Raw genomic sequence first — 17,700 nt, forward strand, 5'->3', positions numbered from 1 at the left:
CTGTCGGACCAGTCAAATCGGATACGCCCGTTTTTCTAAACGCGCCTTACCCGGCCCACAAACTGCATCCACTCTTTTGTTTGGTGCATGCCGTTGCCCCAAAACCGGGTTTCACTCTTGGGCGGCATACATTAAGTCCAGATTAACCCTGATATCTGTGGCAGGCGGGCCGCCTGTCCAGTGACCAAGTACCTTGCATCGCTTGTTTCCCGTCGACGCGGGTGCGGGTTAACGTTTCGAATCGTCCTGATTCCGTCATTCTGTCCGAAGGTCAAGCGCCTCTGGCATGATTCGCATGAAAAAAGCGAATCAATTACCCGACTTAGCGCACCGCGCCCCCAAGGGAAGCGCGGCCGCGCCTTCATTCCTGCACTCAGCTGCACTTAGGCTCGCCCAGCCCTGCCCGACGAAACGCCAAATCCTTCGATCAGCGCTTCCGTCGCTTGTACATCCTGAAACTGCGCCTGAATTTCGATCAGATGGCGGAAATTTTCGTCCGAAGGATCCGCCTCGAGCGCCGCTTCCGCCTGTTTCAGTTCCTTATGTAAGGTGCGCGCGCTGCGCTGCAAGTGCAACGCCTGGTTCAGGGCGTCGCGGGCGTCCTCGAGCGCCGCCGTCTCCAGCGCCGGCCATTGCCGCGCCCGCTTGATCAGGCCGACGGCGCGCTCCCAGATCTCGGCGCAGCCGGCCCGCTCGATCGTCGCCACCACGGCGTGGCGGTCGTTGGCCATGTCATGCGCCATCGCATCGAGGATGGCGGCATGCAGCCGGGTCAGATCGGAATTGGCGAGATCGAGGAACTCGACATGAGCGAAGTTCTCGTCGATCAGCGCCGGATGGTTGATCAAGGCGACGATGATCGTCGCCTCGCGCACCGACATCCCTTCGCTGCCGCGCTTGACCAGCGCCGACTGGCCGAGGCTTTCGGTGATCGCCATGCGGCCGCCACCAGGCTTGGCGAATTGGCCACCGGGTGCGGTTGCCTTGCCCTGCCCCGGTTTCCAGTCCTGGCGGCCTTGGCGCGCATTGCGCTGCGAGCCGAAGAAGCTCAGCACCCGCTCGCGCATTTCCTGCTGGTAGTGGTAGCGCGTGCTTTCGTCGCGGATGCGGCTGCTGAGTTCCCGCAGCGTCTGTCCCAATTCCGCCCGCCGCTCCGGTGTGTCGAAGACACCGCCCGCAGTCTCCCGCATCCACAGGAGGTCGACCAGCGGCCGCGCATCGGCCAGCACGGCGCGGAAGGCATCCGGCCCCTCGGCCTTGACCAGGTCGTCGGGATCCTTGCCTTCCGGCAGCAGCGCGAAGCGCGCCGAGCGTCCGGCCTGTACCGACGGAAGCGCCATGTCGGCGGCCCGCCACGCCGCCTTCAGCCCGGCCTTGTCGCCGTCGAAGCACAGCATCGGCTCCGGCGCCATGCGCCACAACAATTCGAGCTGGTTTTCGGTAAGCGCGGTGCCGAGCGGCGCCACGACATTCTCGAAGCCGGCCTGCGCCAACGCGATCACGTCCATGTAGCCCTCGACGGCGATGACCGTACCGCCTTTCGCCAATGCCTTGCGGGCGCGGGCGAAATTGTAGAGGACATTGCCCTTGTGGAAGAGCTCGGTGTCGGGCGAGTTCATGTATTTGGCGAGCGCGTCGGGCGCCAGCGCGCGGCCACCGAAGGCGATGATCTTGCCGCGCGAATCCGGGATCGGAAACATGATGCGGTCGCGGAACCAGTCATAGGAGACCGGGATATCGTCGCCATGGCGCACCAGCCCGCAGGCCTCGATATCGGCCTTCGGCACGCCCTTGGCCGCCAGATGTTCCTTCAGCGCATTGCGGCTGTCGGGCGCGAAGCCGAGCCGGAACGACTGCTGCGTCGCCGGCGTCAGCCCACGGTCGCGCAGATAGGCGCGGGCTTTGGCGCCTTCAGGCCCTTGCAGGCGTTCCTGGAAGAAGACGGTCGCCATTTCCATGACGTCGGTCAGGCTGGCGCGTTCCTTCTCGCGCCGCTCTTCCTGCGCATCGCGAACCGGCATCGGCACGCCGGCCATGTCGGCGATCTTCTCGACCGCCTCGGGAAAGCTCAGTCCCTCGAGTTCGGTGAGGAACTTGAAATGGTCGCCCGAGACCGAGCAGCCGAAACAGTGGTAGCGCCCCTTCCTGTCCTCGCAGTGGAAAGACGGGCTCTTTTCGCCATGAAACGGGCAGCACGCCCAATAATCGCCACGCGAGGCATTGGTCTTCTTGCGATCCCACGCGACGCGCAGGCCGATAACCGATGAAATCGGCACGCGGTCGCGGATCTCGTCGAGAAAGGCGGGTGGAAAGCGCATTAGGGAACTCGTTTCCCCACCATATAATCATGCCCGCGATTTCAGACGACCCCTAATGCGGACGATGCCCGGTTTCCACAGGCCAGATAGAAAGGCGGCCATTGCGGACCGCCTTTCTTTTTCAGTCCGGCACCAGTCGGAACTTACTGCGCGGCAAGCGCGCCGAAGACGACGCCGGAGAGGATGCCGACCAGCACATAGTCGTTGCCGACGCGGATCCATTCCTGGCCGCGGCCGGGACGGTGCAGGCCATAGCGGCCATAGTCGCGGATCGGCCGGTGCTGCCTCCAGCCGGAATATTTCTGGCCATTGCGCCAGTTGTTCCGCTTCACCACGACCTTCTTCTTGAACACACGCTTTTTCATATCCCGGTGGTCGCCGGGCCTCTGCCAGTCGACCTTGGTGTAGTTCGACTGTGGCGCGACCGGAGCATTCATCGGCGCTGCCTGGCCGGTGAGTGAGGTGGCGGCCAGCATCGAGAAAGCCAGAGCGGAAAGAACAATGCGTTTCATCGGAAGTCTCCTTGGTTGTCGATGCCAGAGGAATAGCCGCCAGGGGATGAACCGAAACTGAACGCCAGCATTACAATTGTGTAATGAATCTCGCTGTTTAGTCCGAATATTTGAACATAAGCGCAAGCAGCGGCGCCAACACCCTCGCAGGTCCGGCCGACCCACGGCTCAAGCCCGTGCAACCATTTGCGGACCCGTCCATTTTCCGACACCGGCCGTCGCCTCGCGACGAGCCCTTGAAATCGACAAATTTTTATTATCCGGCTAAAATATTCCGGCTATATTCCAAGGCTGCCATGACCATGATTCGTACCCTCGCTTTAACCACCGGTCGCCATGCTGCCCGCCGCACGCGCCATGCCGGCATGCAGGCGCCGCGATGAGCGGTTCCGTCGTCCTTCTGCATCTGGCCGGCGCGGTGGCGCTGATGCTGTTTGCCACCCGCATGGTCAAGACCGGCGTCGAGCGGGCCTATGGCGACGTGCTGCGTCATCGCCTGCGCGCCACCATGCGCAATCCGATCATGGCGGTGCTGGCCGGCACCGGCCTTGCGATCGCGCTGCAAAGCTCCACTGCCGTCACCTTGCTGGTCGGCTCCTTCGCCGGTTCAGGCATCGTCTCGGGCGCCGCCGGTCAGTTGGCCGTGCGTGGCGCCGAGATCGGCTCGGCTCTGGTGGTCAAGCTTCTGACCTTCGACCTCACGCTGTTGGTGCCGCTCTGCCTGATTGCCGGCACGGTGATGTTCATGGCCACGGAGCGGCGCGACTGGCGCCAGACCGGCCGCATCCTGGTCGGCATCGGCCTCCTGATCCTGTCCCTCGAAATGATCGGCCAAGCGTCCGAGCCGCTGCGCAACAGCCAGCTGCTGCCGGTCATCCTCAATTACTTCTCCACCGATTCCATCACCGCGTACCTGCTGGCGGCAATGATCACCTGGCTGTTCCAGTCGAGCATCGCGGCGGTGCTGTTGATGGCGACGCTGGCCGGCCGTGGGCTGATCAGCCCTGAACTCGGCCTTGTCCTCATCCTCGGCGTCAATCTCGGTTCGTCGCTGATCGCGCCGATGCTGACACGCTCGGCCAGTCCCGAAGTGCGTGTCGTGCCGGTCGGCAACCTCTTGATGCGCGGGCTGGGTTCGCTGGTCATGCTGATCCTGTTCATGATCTTCCGGCCGCATGTTGCCTTCCTCGGCCCGACGGCGGCCGATCAGATCGTCAACGCCCATATCCTGTTCAACGTGGTCATCCTGCTCGCCGGCCTGCCGCTGGCCGGTCTGGTCTACCGAGCCTCCGAAAGGATCGTGGCGCTCGGCGCCAAACCGGCGCCGGCCGCTGCGCTCGACGTCGTCGAACTGTCGGCGCTCAACGAAAGCGCGATCGATGTGCCGAGCCAGGCCCTGGCCAACGCCACACGCGAGGTGGTGCGTGTCTGCGAGACGGTCGAGATCATGCTCAAGCGCATCATCGAACTCTACGAGGACGCAGACTCGGACAAGATCAAGGCGCTGGCGGCCCTCGACGACCGTGTCGACCGCAGGCACGCGGCCATAAAGCTCTACCTCGCCAAGGTCACCAGGAATCCGATGACCGAAGACGAGGCGCTGCGCTGCCAGGAGCTGATCGGCGCCTGCGTCAAGCTCGAGCAGGTCGGCGACATCATCGTGCGCAACATGCTGGTGCATGTGAAGAAGAAATTCGACCGCGGGCTGGAATTCACCGACGAAGGCTGGAGCGAATTGTGCGCCTTCCATGGCTCGGTGTTGGCCAATGCCCGGCTCGCCTTCAACGTCCTTGTCTCGCGCGATCCCGAAACCGCGCGCCAGCTCGTGCTGGAAAAGGACCGGCTGCGCGACCGCGAGAAGGAAACCAGCGCCAGCCATTTTATGCGCCTGCGCGAAGGCACCGCCAAAAGCGTCGAAACCAGCTCGATCCACCTCGACACCATCCGCGACCTGAAGCAGATCAACTCGCTGCTGGCCTCGATGGCCTACCCGGTTCTGGAAGAGCGCGGCCTGCTCACGGGATCGCGGCTGAAGGCGAGCTGACCGGCGGAAGCTTCCTGCAATCGCACCGATTTGGAACACGCTTCCATCATTCGGGAAAGAGCGCCAAATTTAGCCTTTGCTTATCCAGCCATCCGTCGGCTAAGCATCCGTTTCCACCGGGAGGAAATCGATGGATACCCATTCGCGCAGTTTCGCCAAGGCGCTTTCCTGGCGCGTGACCGGCACCATCGATACGATGATCATCTCGCTGGTGGTGACCGGAAGCATCAAGCTTGCGGCCGCCATCGGGGTGACGGAGGTCTTCACCAAGTCGCTGCTCTATTATTTTCATGAGCGGGCATGGCTGAAGATTCCTTACGGACGCAAATCCGTGACTTGAAGGGCTTGCGATCGATCGGTCCCGTCAAGAAAACCTAAACCGGCGACAAAAATTTCTGGATTGCCTGCCAAGGCCATCCATGGTTTGAGCCCTGCATTCGGGGGTTCCTTTTCATGTCGCTGCCGCTCATCGCCCTGTTCATCGCCGCCTTCGCTTTCGGCACCACCGAATTCGTCATCGCCGGCGTGCTGCCGCAGGTGGCGCAGGGGCTAGGCGTTTCGGTTCCTTCCGCCGGCTACCTCGTCTCCGGCTATGCCTGCGGCATCGCCATCGGCGGGCCGCTGCTGGCGCTTGCCACCAAGAGCCTATCGCGCAAGACCTTGCTGCTTGGCCTCGCCGTCGTCTTCACCCTCGGTCAGGCGGCCTGCGCGCTGGCACCCGACTTCACCTCGATGCTGTTGCTGCGCATTGCCGTGGCTGTCGCGCATGGCGCCTATTTCGGCGTCGCCATGGTGGTCGCCGTCGGCCTTGTGCGCGAGGATCAGCGCGGCATGGCGGTCGCCGTCATCCTGTCGGGTCTCACCGTCTCCAACGTCATCGGCGTGCCGGCCGGCACCGCCATCGGCAACATCTGGGGATGGCGCGCGACCTTCTGGGTGATGTGCGCGCTGGGCGTGGCGGCAACGCTCGCCATGGCCGCCTTGCTGCCGCGCACCACCGGATATCAGGCCAAGGCGGCGAGCCTTGCCAGCGAAGTCCGCGTCCTGGCGCGCCAGCAGGTCTGGACTTCGCTGATCCTGATGCTGATGCTGATGCTCGGCCAGTTCTGCCTGTTCACCTACATCACCCCGACGCTGCTGGAGGTCACCGGGCTCGACGAAAACCTGGTGCCCTGGGTGCTGCTGCTCAACGGCGTCGGCGCCACGCTTGGCGTCTTCCTGGGCGGCAAACTGTCCGACTGGAAACTGATGCCGTCGCTGATCACCATGCTTGCCCTGCAGGCAGTGACGCTGGCCATCATCTATGCCGTCAGCCCCTATCCCGTGCCGATGGTCGTCGCGATCATCGTCTGGGGCGGCCTCAACTTCGCCATCGGCACGCCGATCCAGACCCGGATCCTGGCCTGGACGGCGGACGCCTCGAACCTCGCCGCCTCGCTCATCCCGTCCGGCTTCAATATTGGCATCGCGCTGGCCGCATCGCTGGGCGCCGCCATGCTCAATGCCGGCTGCGGCTATCGCAGCCTGTCGCTTGTTGGCGCCTCTGCGATGCTGGTCGCCGTCATCGTGGCTGTCATCTCCCATCTTTGGGAACGGCGCAGCGACATCGGCCCGCCAGTACCGGCGGCCGCCGAATAACATGGCAAGGACTGTCGCCGATTTCGGCCTGACCTGCGGCAACTTGCCGGCGGGCCCGCACAACGCGATCACCGACGTGCCTGGCGTGCGCGTCGGTCACCGCACGCTGCGCGACGGCGACATCAACACCGGCGTGACCGCGATCCTGCCGCATGGCGGAAACCTGTTCCGCACCAAGGTGATGGCGGCAAGCCATGTCATCAACGGCTTCGGCAAGACCGTCGGGCTGATGCAGGTCAAGGAACTCGGCGCCATCGAGACGCCTATCCTCTTGACCAACACGCTTTCGGTCGGCACCTGCGCCACGGCGCTGATCCGTGACGCCATCCGCCGGAACCTCGATATCGGCCGCGCCACCGGAACGGTCAATCCGGTGGTCGGTGAATGCAATGACGGTCCGTTGAACGACATCCAGGCCATGGCGATATCAGAGCAGCATGCCCTTGCCGCGCTGGCGGATGCCCGAGAAGGCGCGTTCGAACAGGGCAATGTCGGCGCCGGAACGGGAATGAGCTGCTTCGGCTTCAAGGGCGGCGTCGGCTCGGCCTCCAGGAAAATCGCGCTTGCCGGCGGACATCATCTTGGCGTTCTGGTCCTGTCGAACTTCGGCAGAGCCGGCGACCTCGTCCTGCCCGATGGGCGCCGGCCCGGCCCCAGGCGGCAGTCCGAGGCCGAACGCGGCTCGATCATCGTCGTTCTGGCGACCGATGTGCCGCTCGAACACCGCCAGCTCGAGCGCCTGGCGCGCCGTGCGGGCGCCGGCATCGCCAGGCTCGGCTCCTTCTGGGGCAATGGCAGCGGGGACATCGCCATCGCCTTCAGCACCGGCAACCCGGTCGACCACGATGAAAACCGCGATCTGGTGCCGCTGCTCGCGCTCAACGAAGCACGCATCGACATTCTCTTCCGGGCGGCGGCGGAGGCGACGCAGGAGGCGGTGTTGAACTCCATGCTGTCCGCCGAGGCATTCACCGGCAGGGCCGGCACGCATCGCGCATCGCTCGCCGACTGGCTGCGCGACCAGCCCGAAAGGCGATAGCCGCGGAAAACGCCATCAGATGGCCGCCGGCGTGGAGTTTCCAAACCGCCTCTTACAAATCGATCCGGAACCGCAGGCTCTGCACCCCGCCATAGGCGGCGTCCTCGAAGAAGCGCTCGACGAGTTTGCCGCCATTGGCCAGAATCACCTTGTGCGAGGCCGGATTGCCCGGCTTGGCGGTGATCTCGATATGGGGAAGGCCTACCGCCCTCGCCTCGTCCAGCATCAGCCGCAACGCTTCGGTGGCGTAGCCGCGCTCCCGCTTCCAGGGCACGACGGCGTAGCCGATGTGACCAAGCACGTGCGAAGGCAGTTCCGGCGTGCCCTTCTGCCAGCGAAAGCCGATCGAGCCCGCCGCCTCGCCGTCCCAGATCCAGCGGCGGAAGCCCGGCAGGCGTGGCACCTGTGTTCGAGCGCCGCCTTGTAGGACGGCAGATGCTCCAGCGCGGGTTTGACGATTTCGACCATGATCGATGCCTCCTGAAAACGCGGCAGGCATAGCCTTGGACAGCAGGGTGCTCAAGTCGCCTGGAAATGGATCTCACCCTTGTTCAGGAAGCAGGTCTTGCTGAACAGCGAAAGGTCGAGCGGATTGGGCAGCCTGATATCGCCGATATCGGGGACCGGTTTTTTCGACAATTCGTACGAACGGTCGATCTGCGCGATGAACACCAGGATAAGTCCCCTGTCGCGCGCGAATGATCGCAGCCTGCGTATCTGGATCGTCAGATCCGGATTTTCCCGCTTCTGGTCGAGCAATTGCAGGTAGTCGATCACCACCAGCGTGCCGGCCCCGGCCGAGGCCAGCCGCGCCACCATGTAGTCGGCCGAGATGGCATCGGAACTGTCGAATTCGAACCGACCCTCGAATTGCCGTGGCTCGACCCCGATCGCGCGGAAGCGGTCGAGAATGTCCGGCTGCGTATATTCCAGCGTGAAGAACACGCTGCGCCGGCCGCGCCTCATGGCTTCGACCGCCAGTTCCAGGCTCATCAGCGTCTTGCCGTGGCCCGGCCGCGCGCCGACCAGCAAGAGGTCGCCGGGCGCCAGTTGTGCAAACAATCTGCCTGCGGGCCCAGTTTCCGCGGCCTTCGCCGCAAGCAGGCTCCAGCTCGCGAAACCTTCTTGTGCCGCAATACGGTCGAGCGCCTGGTGGAGCGGTATTTTCACCTCGCGGGACAACAGCCTGGCTTGACGCTTCAGATGATAGACGGGCCAAAACAGCCTCATCGCAAAACCTCCTGGTGCGAGCAGTTTTTGCAACCCCTCCTTATGCCTGGTGCTCGAACAGTCGGTGCGGTGATTGGATGGCCCCGCATGAACGATGCTTTCCCGGCGGAGGGAGGAGGCGTGGGCCGCGCCAGAATCAGATCATAGCCCAATCGCGCCGGCTCGAAAATCGGGCGTTCGTAGATATGGAGGCTCCCGCCGCAAGCCTTGACCCAGCATGTCCGTTTATGGATGGTTGCGCGTCGGTCTGGTCTTTTCGCGCCTACTTGCCGGTGCGCTAAACAAGATGTGTTTCGCCTGACGGCGCGCCGCGTTTTATGATCGCCTCGGGTGATTCCGCGGGGATCACAAACGGCTTCGACAGGAGAATGGGTCCGGTGCGGTTGAGATCTGTCCCGTTGGGTGTCGTTACGTTCCTCGGTCTCCTCGTCGTCGTCATGGCCTTGATGGCATCGGCCCGGTCCTTTGCCGCGCCATCGGCCATTCCGGCCTGGCTGCAGGCCCATGTCGGCGATGGCGATGGCCAGATTTCACAGGTGGTGCTGGAGCGGGCGCGCGCGCTTTACCTGAAAAAAGTCGCCCAGGGCGTCGTCCGGAACCCCTGCTACTTCGCCATGGACGCCACCCGTCCCGGCGATTTGGGCAATGGCGTGCTCGGGCGCCGCTACTATGTCGTATGCGAAGCCAGCCAGTCGTTTCGCGCGATTTCGTCGGGGCACGGCGGCGGCCGCAACCTGAAAGGCACGGTGGATTTCTCCAATGGCAGGCGCTGCGCCAGGAATTTCGGCAATGCCATGGATTCGGAGCTGACCGCCGGCGGTCCGTACATGACCCGCGAGGCGAAAACCTCGTTCAAGGGCTATTATCGCATCGGCGCCAAACAGGACGTGGCTTTTCAGCGCACCTTCATCCAGTTCGACGGCGAAGGCGAAGCCGCCAACGCAAGGCAGCGCGTGATCGGCGGCCACGCGGCGCAGGTGCTGCGCGGCATGTGCCTGCGCAAGAGCCCGAGCAGTTCTTATGCCGACCATGACGGCTTCGTGCCGTTCGGCAAGCTGGTGGATTATGCCGGCGGCCGCAGCAATGGCTGCACCAGCTGGTCGCCGGCCGATGCCAGGCAGCTCATCTCGATGGTGAAGGACAACCCCACCACGCTCTATATCTATCCGGAATCGCGCGACATCGCCGCCGTGGCAAACGGCCATTCCGGTTCAGGCACCTACTGGAACGCATCCTGCCTGAAAGAGATCGGTACGCCGAAATTCTGGCCGCGAAAAACCCTCGAGCCGGTCATTTCCCAGTACAAGAAGGACCATCCGGCGCCGCCGCCGCAGCCACTGCCGATGTGCAAGGAGCCGTGACATGGACCCACGGCCCCCTGCTCCGGCTCAGTGCAGGAAATCGAGCACGGCCTGCATGAACTCGGTGGGGTATTCCACGTTCGACAGGTGAACCGCGGGCAGCACGACAAGCTTCGCCCCGGGCACGGCTGCCGCGATCAGTTCGCTGTGGCTGGCCGCTGTCACCGTGTCATGCTGGCCGGCGATTACCAATGTCGGCCGGTCGATCAGGGCCACCGTGCGGCGAAGGTCGGCGTCGCGAACCGCGGCGAACAGACCCGCCAGGCCCAGACGGTCGATAGCGAGCAGCATGGCGCGGAATTTCTCGATGACGGGCTCGTTGGCCGCCACCATGCCGGCCGGGAACCAGTTGTTGAGGAACACTTCGGCGGTTTCCGACATGTCCGGCGCCTGCCGCACGACGGCGATTCGTTCGTCGAAATAACTTGCCGGCGAGAGGTGAGATGAAGTGTTGCTCAGGATCAGCCGGTCGACCCGCTCGGGCGCGTGGATGCCGAGCCACTGCCCAACGAAACCGCCCAGCGACAGGCCGAGGAAATGCACCCGGCCAAGGCCGAGCGCATCGATGAGTTCGATCACGTCGCGGCCAAGCCGGTCGAGCGAATAGGCGCCGATCGGCACGCTCGATCCGCCATGGCCGCGAAAATCGTAGCGCAGAACGCGGAAATGACTGGACAGTTCGCCGACCTGGCCATCCCACATGTGCAGCGTCGTGGCGATGGAGTTGGACAGCACCAGCACCGGTTGCCCAGCGTCACCGTCGAGCCGGTAGGCGATGCGCGTGCCGTCGCCGACAGTCACGAAATTCAGCTCACTCATGATTAAAATCCTTTTGGAACGTTGAATGAGGCAAAGCGTAGCTGTGGCCGGGATTTGGTGATATTACAAAGATAGGACGATCTCTGTAATCAAAGCTGACATGGCCGAATTCACCTTGCACGACCTCCAGTGCTTCGACGCGGTGATCCGCTGCGGCGGCTTTCAGCCGGCCGCGGCCCTGCTCCATCGCTCGCATCCGGCGGTGTTCGCCGCCGTCGCCAGGCTCGAACGACAGCTCGACCTCGTCCTCCTGGATCGCGGCGGCTATCGCGTGCGGGCGACGGAAGCGGGGCTGTCGTTCCATCGACGGGCGCAATCGCTGCTGCGCGAACTGGAAGGCCTGAGCATCCACGCCGCCCAGCTCTCGATGGGCGAGGAAAGCGATATCCACGTCGTGATCGGCGACCTCTGCCCGCGCCCGCAGGTGCTGGGCATGCTTGGGCGGTTCTTCGCCCAGTGCCCCGGCACGCGGCTGCATCTCCATTTCGAAGCCGTCGGCGGCCCGTTGGAACGCCTTTTTGACGACAAAGCCGATCTCATCCTGCACTGGATCGACAAGGGCGACGTACGGGTGGAATGGATCGATCTCGGCAAGGTGTCGTTCATTCCCGTCGTGGCGCCGGGCTTTCTGCCGGAGCGCCTCGAACAACCGGTCACACTGGAGAAGATGCAGGCATTCACCCAGTGCGTGATGCGCGACACCGCCCTGCATTCGCCACGACAGGACTATTTCGTGGCCCAGGGCGCGCGGCGATGCCTGGTCCCCGATCAGGCCATGAAGAAGGAACTCATCCTGCAAGGGCTCGGCTGGGGCCACCTGCCTCACTTCCTGATCGCGGAAGAGCTGCGCGACGCCCAGCTGTTATCCATAGCCGGCAGTCATCTGCCGGGCCGCACCGACGAATTGGTGGTGGCGCGCCGCCGCGACCGGCCGCACGGCCCGATCGCCAATCGCTTGTGGGACCATATCCAGCGGGAAGCACCTGCATTGCGCCGCGCATTGGAGCCTCGGGGCTAACAGCGCAGCTTGGCGTCGAGTGGCCGTGTTGGAAGCCGACGACGCGAGAGTAGAAAGCCCTACTGCAGCAGCGCCTTGACGATGCCGCTCGCCTTGCCGAAATCCATCTGGCCGGCATATTTCTGCTTCAGCGCCGCGATCACCTTGCCCATGTCCTTCTGGCTGGCCGCACCGGTCGCCGCTATCGCCTCGCGCGCCGCCGCCGTGACCGCGGCATCGTCAAGCTGCGTCGGCAGGAAGCCGCGGATGATCTCCATCTCGCCGCGTTCCTGCGCGGCCAGTTCCGGGCGCTTGCCGTCCTCGAACGCCTTGGCCGATTCCTCGCGCTGCTTCACCATCTTGGCCAGGATCTGCAGGATTTCCTCATCGCTGGCGGGTTCCTTGCCGGCACCGCGATTGGCGATGTCGCGGTCGTGGATGGCGGCCTGGATCAGTCGCAATGTCGGCAGCCGATGCTTGTCCTGCGCCTTCATCGCGGTCTTCAGGGATTCGGCGATTTTCGCGCGCATTGCTCTCTCTCCTTCGGTCGGCGCGGACAATAGCGCCGGGGACAGGCCAACGCAAACTCTGATATGCCCGGGCAAGCCTATGATATTCCTCAATGAAATAAATCGCGACCCTCTTTCGCATGATCATTGACCGCCCTGTCCCCTTCCCCTATGTACTGGGCCTTGCATGAACTGAAGCTTGGGTGCGTGGAGGCCGCGAATTCGCCGCTTCGCGCCGTTTGCCGCGCCAACGCCCGCCGGGCTATGGAAGCGCGCGGCTTGATAGGAGTGCCGCCATGGCCGAGATGACGCCCGCCTGGGCCACTGAAAAGCCGACCGCCCTTCTGGTGCTGGCCGACGGCACCGTCATCGAGGGTCGCGGCCTCGGCGCCACCGGCTCGGCGGTCGCCGAGGTCTGCTTCAACACGGCACTTACCGGCTACCAGGAAATCCTCACCGACCCGTCCTATGCCGGCCAGATCGTCACCTTTACCTTCCCGCATGTCGGCAATATCGGCACCAATGGCGAGGACATCGAAGACCTCAATCCGGCCGCTCGTGCCGGCGCCGTCGGTGCCGTGTTCAAGGCCGATGTCACCAACCCGTCCAATTACCGCGCCGCCGGCCATCTCGACCAGTGGCTGAAGAAGCGCGGCATCGTTGCGCTCTCTGGCATCGACACCCGCGCGCTCACCGCGCTGATCCGCGAAAAGGGCATGCCCAATGCCGTCATCGCCCACGCGCCCGACGGCGTCTTCGACCTCGACGACCTGAAGCGGCGTGCAGCCGCATGGTCGGGCCTGATCGGGCTCGATCTCGCCAAGGAGGTTACGTCGGGCCAGTCTTCTGTCTGGCGCGAGACGCCTTGGGTGTGGAACGAAGGCTTTGGCGAACAGGCCGAGCCTTCGCTGCACGTCGTCGCCATCGACTACGGCGTCAAGCGCAACATATTGCGGCTGCTCGCCGGTCTGGGCGCCAAGGTGACCGTGGTTCCGGCCAGCACCGGTTCGGAAGAAATCCTCGCCATGCGGCCCGACGGCATCTTCCTCTCCAACGGCCCCGGCGACCCGGAAGCCACCGGCGACTATGCGGTGCCGGTCATCCAGGACCTGCTCAAGACCGACATTCCGGTGTTCGGCATCTGCCTCGGCCACCAGATGCTGGCGCTGGCGCTGGGCGGCAAGACCGCCAAGATGCATCAGGGCCATCACGGCGCCAACCATCCGGTCAAGGATCACACCACCGGCAAGGTCGAAATCGTTTCGATGAACCACGGCTTTGCCGTCGATGCCGACTCGCTGCCCGCGGGTGTCGAGGAAACCCATGTCTCGCTGTTCGACGGCTCGAATTGCGGCATCGCGTTGACCGGCCGCCCGGTGTTCTCGGTCCAGCACCACCCCGAGGCCTCCCCCGGCCCGCAGGACTCGCACTACCTGTTCCGCCGCTTCGTCAACCTCATCCGCGAAAAGCGCGGCGAGGAATTGCTGGCGGAAAGGGCCTGAGACGCGTCGCGCCACCCCTCACTTGCCTCCGGCTTATAGCTGGGCTCCATCTTCCACGACATCGTTCGTGACAGTCATGACTGTCGCCGGCCTGGTCACCTTGGTGACGAAGACGATGACCGCCAGCACCAGGAAGCATGCACCGACCAGATAGGGCGCGCCGCCGAAGGTGACGGGCGCGCTGGGGCCGGTGAACCAGGAAAAGATCGCGGTATAGAGCAGCGGCGTGACGATCGAGGTGATCGAGAAGATCGAGGTCATCGCGCCTTGCAATTCGCCTTGTGCCGAAGGGGGAACCTTGGCTGCGGCGAGGCTTCTCAGCGGCGGATCGGCCAGCGCTTCCAGGCAGCCGACGACGATCACCGCGTAGACCATCCAGCCTTGCGAGGCGAAGGCATAGCCGAAGGCGCTGGCCGCGGTGAACGTCAGGCCGATGACCGCCGTCCTCCACTCGCCGAGCCTGGGGATGACGCGCGGCAGCACCGTGCCCATGACGATGGCGCCGCACAGGCCGAAAGCGCCGAGCGAGAAGCCGATCTGCTGCTCGCTCCAGCCGTAGCGGTAGTTGGAGACGAACGACCACACCGCCGGATACATCATGTGGCCGAGCGTCATCAGGAAGAAGACCAGCCCAATCCAGCCGATGCCCTGATATTGGCGCATCTGCAGAAGCGTGCCGACCGGGTTGGCGCGTTTCCACTCGAAGCGGCGGCGGTGCTTTTCATCGAGCGTTTCGGGCAGGAAGAACATTGCGATGAGGAAGTTCACGAAGGCGAGCCCGGCGGCGAAAAAGAACGGCACGCGCGGCCCGAACGTACCGAGCAATCCGCCCAGCACCGGCCCGATGACGAAGCCGACGCCGAAGGCGATGCCGAGCAGGCCGAAATTCTTCGCCCGGTTCTCGTCGTTCGAAATATCGGCGATGAAGGCCGACGTCGTCGAATAGCTGGCGCCCGAAATGCCGGCCAGGACGCGGCCGATGAAAAGCATCGGATAGGACCAGGCGATGGCACAGATCAAATTGTCGATGGAGAAGGTCAACACCGAGGCGAGCAGGATCGGCCGCCGCCCGAATCGGTCGCTCAGGCCGCCCATGATGGGCGCGAAGAAGAACTGCATGGCCGCATAGACGAAGAACAGCCAGCCGCCCTCGATCGCCGCTTCGCTGATGCCGACGCCGGTCAATTCCCTGAGAAAGGCCGGCAGCACCGGCATGATCATGCCGAAGCCGATGATATCGAGCAGCAGCGTGGTGAAAACCAGCGCAAGGCCCCGCTTGGCGGTTTTGGGGTCGATCATGATGGGTCAAGCTCCTCTGGCCGCCTAGGGGGCGCGGGCGGACGCACCTTATAGGCGAGCCCGCGGAAAGGAACAGTGCGGGAACAGGCAGGAAGCTTTGATCCTGACACTCCCTGACGGCGCGTTGGCCGCCAGGTCCATGTCCGAAAACGGCTGCTTAGAGCGGGCCGCTCATCGTGTTGCAGTCCGAAAGCTTGCCGCTCTTGTATCCGCGTGTCAGCCAGGTCTGCCGCTGCTGCGAGGTGCCGTGGTTGAAGCTTTCCGGCACGACATAGCCCTGCATCTTCTTCTGCAGCGTATCGTCGCCAATCTGCTTGGCCGCGTTCAGCGCGCTTTCGAAGTCGCCTTGCTCCAATATGCCCTTCTGCCCGGTGTAATGCGCCCACACGCCGGCGAAGCAGTCGGCCTGCAACTCGATGCGCACCGACAGCTGGTTGGCATCGGCTTCGCTCATGCCTTGCCGCATCTGGTTGAACTTCCCCATGATGCCGGTGAGGTTCTGCACGTGGTGGCCGACCTCATGCGCGATGACATAGGCGCGGGCGAACTCGCCGGAAGCGCCGAACTGCTGGTCGAGCTGCTGGAAGAAGGTCATGTCGAGATAGACCTTGTGGTCGCCCGGACAATAGAACGGTCCCGCCGCCGCCGAGGCAAAGCCGCAGGCGGAGCGGACCTGGCCGGAAAACAGCACCAGCTTCGGGTCCTCATAGGTCAGGCCTTGCGACTTGAAGATGCCGGTCCAGGTGTCTTCCGTCTCGGCGAGCACGGTCGCCACGAACTGCTTCATCTCGTCATTGGCTGGCGTTGCGCCGCTGTCCTGGCCGCCGCTGTTGTCCGATATCTGGCCACCGCCGCCTGGCAGCAGGCCACCGTCGCCACCGCCCAGGATCGTTGAGGGATCAAAGCCGAAATACCATCCTGCCAGCACCACCAGGATGACGAGGAATATGCTACCGCCGCCACCGGCGCGGCCACCGATCGGAATGCGGAACTGGCCGCCACCACCACCGATCCCGCCGCCGCCGCCATCGCTGCGGTCGTCCTCGATATTGTCACTCTGACGACGGCCTCTCCAGAGCATGGCAACTCCTCGTGCTGCAAACTTCCCCATTGCTCCGGCAGGGCCGGCTCAATCCAACAAACAAGTATCGCAATGGTTGCTCCAAGTCACAGCATTTTTGTGGCCAGGCAGCGCCGCATGGCCGCTCCACCACACTGGCCGGGAGCGCCGCAAGGCCTGTCGCATCGCCGGCATTGGAAGGGGGTTCCAGGCTTGAGGACGATCAGGTGTTTCCTGTCGATGCCGGTGGCGTTGCCGTGCCTCGGGCTTGCGAATGCCGGCGCGGTGACGCTCGATCCCAGCGTCGCCGTCACCGATCCGGCCACGTTGCAGGCGCTGGAGCGCGGCGGCCTGTCGATCAGCCATTTGCTCGGTCCCACGCTCGGCCTCACCCGCGACGCCGACAATAGCAGCCAGTTTTCGGTGCCGGCGCTGGCCAGCGTGCGCGACACGGTCAAGCGCGAGATATCAGACGAGCCGAAGACCAGCGAAGGAAATTGGGCCGGTCCGGCGGTTCTATCAAACGCTGAACCGCCCTAGCCGCCTTCCAGGCTCCGCCAGAACTGGAGGACCGTTGCGGCGATCGCCTCCGGCGCGTCTTCCTGGACGAGATGCTTGGCGCCGGCGACTGTCTGAAACGTCGCACCGGGAATGCGCCGCGCCAGCTCCCGGCCGTCCTTTATCGGGATCCAATCGTCATTTTCGCCCCACAGGATGGTGACCGGACAGCGAATCTCGCCATATCGCCACTCCACTTCCTCCGTGTACTTGTCGTCCACCTGCGCGACTTGCCTCCAGAACGCCTTCTGGCCCTCGTCGCCAAGCCATGGACGCAGATAGGCCTGCATCTCGTCTGTGCGCAACGAATTGTCCGTCGCGCCATCGATGTAGGCCCGCAAGATCGCTTCGTGGACATATGCGGGCAGCCCGGCAAAAACCTTCTCGTTCTGCCTGGCTGCCTGGACCAGCGGCGAACCTTGCGGGCTGATCGCCACTGGATCGATCAGCACCATCGAGCGGAACTCCAACCGTTGAGCAGATGACCGCGCAGAGCGGTCGATCCGCCGAAATCATGCGCGACCACGTCGGGCCGTTCCAGCTTCCAGTGGGCATAGAGCGCCGCGAACAGCTCTTTCTGCATGCCACGCGACACATCGCCGTCCGGCTTGTCCGACCAGCCATAGCCAAGCATGTCGAAATAGTGGACGCGTCGCTGCTTCGCCAGCCATGGCGCGATGCGGCGCCACTCGACCGAGGAGAATGGCGTGCCGTGGAGAACGACGGCGGGCGGTCCTTCCCCCATGACGCCCCAGGCAATCGAATGTCCCTGAAAGACAAAGCGTTCAGGCGGGCGCCACTCGATGGTCATCCG

General features: G+C 64.0%; 17 protein-coding genes and 1 pseudogene. 8 read left to right on the plus strand and 10 right to left on the minus strand.

The features are described 5' to 3' along the window. Positions 1-383 precede the first annotated feature (383 nt). Positions 384-2,318, minus strand: a complete 1,935-nt coding sequence (dnaG, locus tag FJ543_RS30155; RefSeq protein WP_140617794.1) for a DNA primase — start codon at positions 2,316-2,318, stop codon at positions 384-386. A gap of 143 nt (positions 2,319-2,461) precedes the next feature. Continuing rightward, a complete protein-coding gene (locus FJ543_RS30160; protein ID WP_140878655.1) occupies positions 2,462-2,830 on the minus strand; it encodes an RcnB family protein in 369 nt (122 codons plus the stop codon). A 379-nt stretch (positions 2,831-3,209) separates the two neighbouring features. Between FJ543_RS30160 and FJ543_RS30165 the strand changes: the two genes are divergently transcribed. From FJ543_RS30165 to FJ543_RS30180, 4 genes are all read left to right on the plus strand, one after another. Continuing rightward, a complete protein-coding gene (locus tag FJ543_RS30165) occupies positions 3,210-4,874 on the plus strand; it encodes a Na/Pi cotransporter family protein (RefSeq protein ID WP_140665049.1) in 1,665 nt (554 codons plus the stop codon). 130 nt (positions 4,875-5,004) lie between these two features. Next, positions 5,005-5,214, plus strand: a complete 210-nt coding sequence (locus FJ543_RS30170; RefSeq protein WP_015316213.1) for a DUF2061 domain-containing protein — start codon at positions 5,005-5,007, stop codon at positions 5,212-5,214. A 113-nt stretch (positions 5,215-5,327) separates the two neighbouring features. Then, a complete protein-coding gene (locus tag FJ543_RS30175; protein ID WP_140878656.1) occupies positions 5,328-6,512 on the plus strand; it encodes an MFS transporter in 1,185 nt (394 codons plus the stop codon). Position 6,513: 1 nt separating this feature from the next. Continuing rightward, complete coding sequence (locus tag FJ543_RS30180) at positions 6,514-7,551, plus strand: P1 family peptidase (RefSeq protein WP_140878657.1); 1,038 nt, start codon at positions 6,514-6,516, stop codon at positions 7,549-7,551. 52 nt (positions 7,552-7,603) lie between these two features. Here the strand turns inward: FJ543_RS30180 and FJ543_RS30185 are convergent. Both FJ543_RS30185 and FJ543_RS30190 read right to left on the minus strand, forming a co-directional pair. Then, positions 7,604-8,019 (minus strand): annotated as a pseudogene (locus FJ543_RS30185) (GNAT family N-acetyltransferase). Between the two features lie 51 nt (positions 8,020-8,070). After that, positions 8,071-8,781, minus strand: a complete 711-nt coding sequence (locus tag FJ543_RS30190) for a DNA helicase (RefSeq protein ID WP_140878658.1) — start codon at positions 8,779-8,781, stop codon at positions 8,071-8,073. A gap of 377 nt (positions 8,782-9,158) precedes the next feature. On the opposite strand from FJ543_RS30190, the gene FJ543_RS30195 reads away from it, so the two are divergent. Then, the gene (locus FJ543_RS30195; protein WP_140878659.1) at positions 9,159-10,142 is read left to right on the plus strand and encodes a hypothetical protein; all 984 of its coding nucleotides are present in this window, start codon (positions 9,159-9,161) and stop codon (positions 10,140-10,142) included. 27 nt (positions 10,143-10,169) lie between these two features. Here the strand turns inward: FJ543_RS30195 and FJ543_RS30200 are convergent, their stop codons facing one another. Further along, entirely contained in the window at positions 10,170-10,961 is a 792-nt protein-coding gene (locus FJ543_RS30200; RefSeq protein WP_140878660.1) for an alpha/beta fold hydrolase, read from the minus strand. 100 nt (positions 10,962-11,061) lie between these two features. Here FJ543_RS30200 and FJ543_RS30205 point away from each other — a divergent pair, with 100 nt between their 5' ends. Then, positions 11,062-11,979 (plus strand): LysR family transcriptional regulator, encoded by a 918-nt coding sequence (locus FJ543_RS30205; protein ID WP_140878661.1) that lies wholly within the window; start codon positions 11,062-11,064, stop codon positions 11,977-11,979. Between the two features lie 59 nt (positions 11,980-12,038). Here the strand turns inward: FJ543_RS30205 and FJ543_RS30210 are convergent, their stop codons facing one another. Next, positions 12,039-12,488, minus strand: coding sequence for a GatB/YqeY domain-containing protein (locus FJ543_RS30210; RefSeq protein ID WP_015316206.1), 450 nt, complete (start codon positions 12,486-12,488; stop codon positions 12,039-12,041). A 275-nt stretch (positions 12,489-12,763) separates the two neighbouring features. On the opposite strand from FJ543_RS30210, the gene carA reads away from it, so the two are divergent. Beyond that, positions 12,764-13,969 carry a glutamine-hydrolyzing carbamoyl-phosphate synthase small subunit gene (carA, locus tag FJ543_RS30215; protein WP_140878662.1) on the plus strand — a complete coding sequence of 402 codons (1,206 nt, stop codon included), beginning with the start codon at positions 12,764-12,766 and terminating at the stop codon, positions 13,967-13,969. A 33-nt stretch (positions 13,970-14,002) separates the two neighbouring features. Here the strand turns inward: carA and FJ543_RS30220 are convergent, their stop codons facing one another. Both FJ543_RS30220 and FJ543_RS30225 read right to left on the minus strand, forming a co-directional pair. Next, positions 14,003-15,268 carry a TCR/Tet family MFS transporter gene (locus FJ543_RS30220; protein ID WP_140878663.1) on the minus strand — a complete coding sequence of 422 codons (1,266 nt, stop codon included), beginning with the start codon at positions 15,266-15,268 and terminating at the stop codon, positions 14,003-14,005. Between the two features lie 157 nt (positions 15,269-15,425). Beyond that, positions 15,426-16,349: a neutral zinc metallopeptidase gene (locus FJ543_RS30225; protein WP_015316203.1), complete on the minus strand. Its 924-nt coding sequence runs from the start codon at positions 16,347-16,349 to the stop codon at positions 15,426-15,428. 117 nt (positions 16,350-16,466) lie between these two features. Between FJ543_RS30225 and FJ543_RS32090 the strand changes: the two genes are divergently transcribed. Further along, a complete protein-coding gene (locus tag FJ543_RS32090; protein ID WP_224592661.1) occupies positions 16,467-16,868 on the plus strand; it encodes a hypothetical protein in 402 nt (133 codons plus the stop codon). Here the strand turns inward: FJ543_RS32090 and FJ543_RS32260 are convergent. Both FJ543_RS32260 and FJ543_RS32265 read right to left on the minus strand, forming a co-directional pair. Next, a complete protein-coding gene (locus FJ543_RS32260; protein WP_263489241.1) occupies positions 16,865-17,341 on the minus strand; it encodes an alpha/beta hydrolase in 477 nt (158 codons plus the stop codon). The two genes, FJ543_RS32090 and FJ543_RS32260, sit on opposite strands and share 4 nt — an antisense overlap. Next, positions 17,332-17,697, minus strand: coding sequence for an alpha/beta fold hydrolase (locus tag FJ543_RS32265; protein ID WP_263489240.1), 366 nt, complete (start codon positions 17,695-17,697; stop codon positions 17,332-17,334). Before FJ543_RS32265 ends, FJ543_RS32260 begins: the two co-directional genes overlap by 10 nt. Between the last annotated feature and the right edge of the window lie 3 nt (positions 17,698-17,700).

The organism is Mesorhizobium sp. B2-5-7 (assembly GCF_006440875.1).
Lineage (GTDB): Bacteria > Pseudomonadota > Alphaproteobacteria > Rhizobiales > Rhizobiaceae > Mesorhizobium > Mesorhizobium australicum.

Coding starts and splice junctions, on each gene's coding strand:
- dnaG (WP_140617794.1), bottom strand. CDS start 2,318: ATGCGCTTTCCACCCGCCTTTCTCGACGAGATCCGCGACCGCGTGCCG.
- FJ543_RS30160 (WP_140878655.1), bottom strand. CDS start 2,830: ATGAAACGCATTGTTCTTTCCGCTCTGGCTTTCTCGATGCTGGCCGCC.
- FJ543_RS30165 (WP_140665049.1), top strand. CDS start 3,210: ATGAGCGGTTCCGTCGTCCTTCTGCATCTGGCCGGCGCGGTGGCGCTG.
- FJ543_RS30170 (WP_015316213.1), top strand. CDS start 5,005: ATGGATACCCATTCGCGCAGTTTCGCCAAGGCGCTTTCCTGGCGCGTG.
- FJ543_RS30175 (WP_140878656.1), top strand. CDS start 5,328: ATGTCGCTGCCGCTCATCGCCCTGTTCATCGCCGCCTTCGCTTTCGGC.
- FJ543_RS30180 (WP_140878657.1), top strand. CDS start 6,514: ATGGCAAGGACTGTCGCCGATTTCGGCCTGACCTGCGGCAACTTGCCG.
- FJ543_RS30190 (WP_140878658.1), bottom strand. CDS start 8,781: ATGAGGCTGTTTTGGCCCGTCTATCATCTGAAGCGTCAAGCCAGGCTG.
- FJ543_RS30200 (WP_140878660.1), bottom strand. CDS start 10,961: ATGAGTGAGCTGAATTTCGTGACTGTCGGCGACGGCACGCGCATCGCC.
- FJ543_RS30205 (WP_140878661.1), top strand. CDS start 11,062: ATGGCCGAATTCACCTTGCACGACCTCCAGTGCTTCGACGCGGTGATC.
- FJ543_RS30210 (WP_015316206.1), bottom strand. CDS start 12,488: ATGCGCGCGAAAATCGCCGAATCCCTGAAGACCGCGATGAAGGCGCAG.
- carA (WP_140878662.1), top strand. CDS start 12,764: ATGGCCGAGATGACGCCCGCCTGGGCCACTGAAAAGCCGACCGCCCTT.
- FJ543_RS30220 (WP_140878663.1), bottom strand. CDS start 15,268: ATGATCGACCCCAAAACCGCCAAGCGGGGCCTTGCGCTGGTTTTCACC.
- FJ543_RS30225 (WP_015316203.1), bottom strand. CDS start 16,349: ATGCTCTGGAGAGGCCGTCGTCAGAGTGACAATATCGAGGACGACCGC.
- FJ543_RS32090 (WP_224592661.1), top strand. CDS start 16,467: ATGGCCGCTCCACCACACTGGCCGGGAGCGCCGCAAGGCCTGTCGCAT.
- FJ543_RS32260 (WP_263489241.1), bottom strand. CDS start 17,341: ATGGTGCTGATCGATCCAGTGGCGATCAGCCCGCAAGGTTCGCCGCTG.
- FJ543_RS32265 (WP_263489240.1), bottom strand. CDS start 17,697: ATGACCATCGAGTGGCGCCCGCCTGAACGCTTTGTCTTTCAGGGACAT.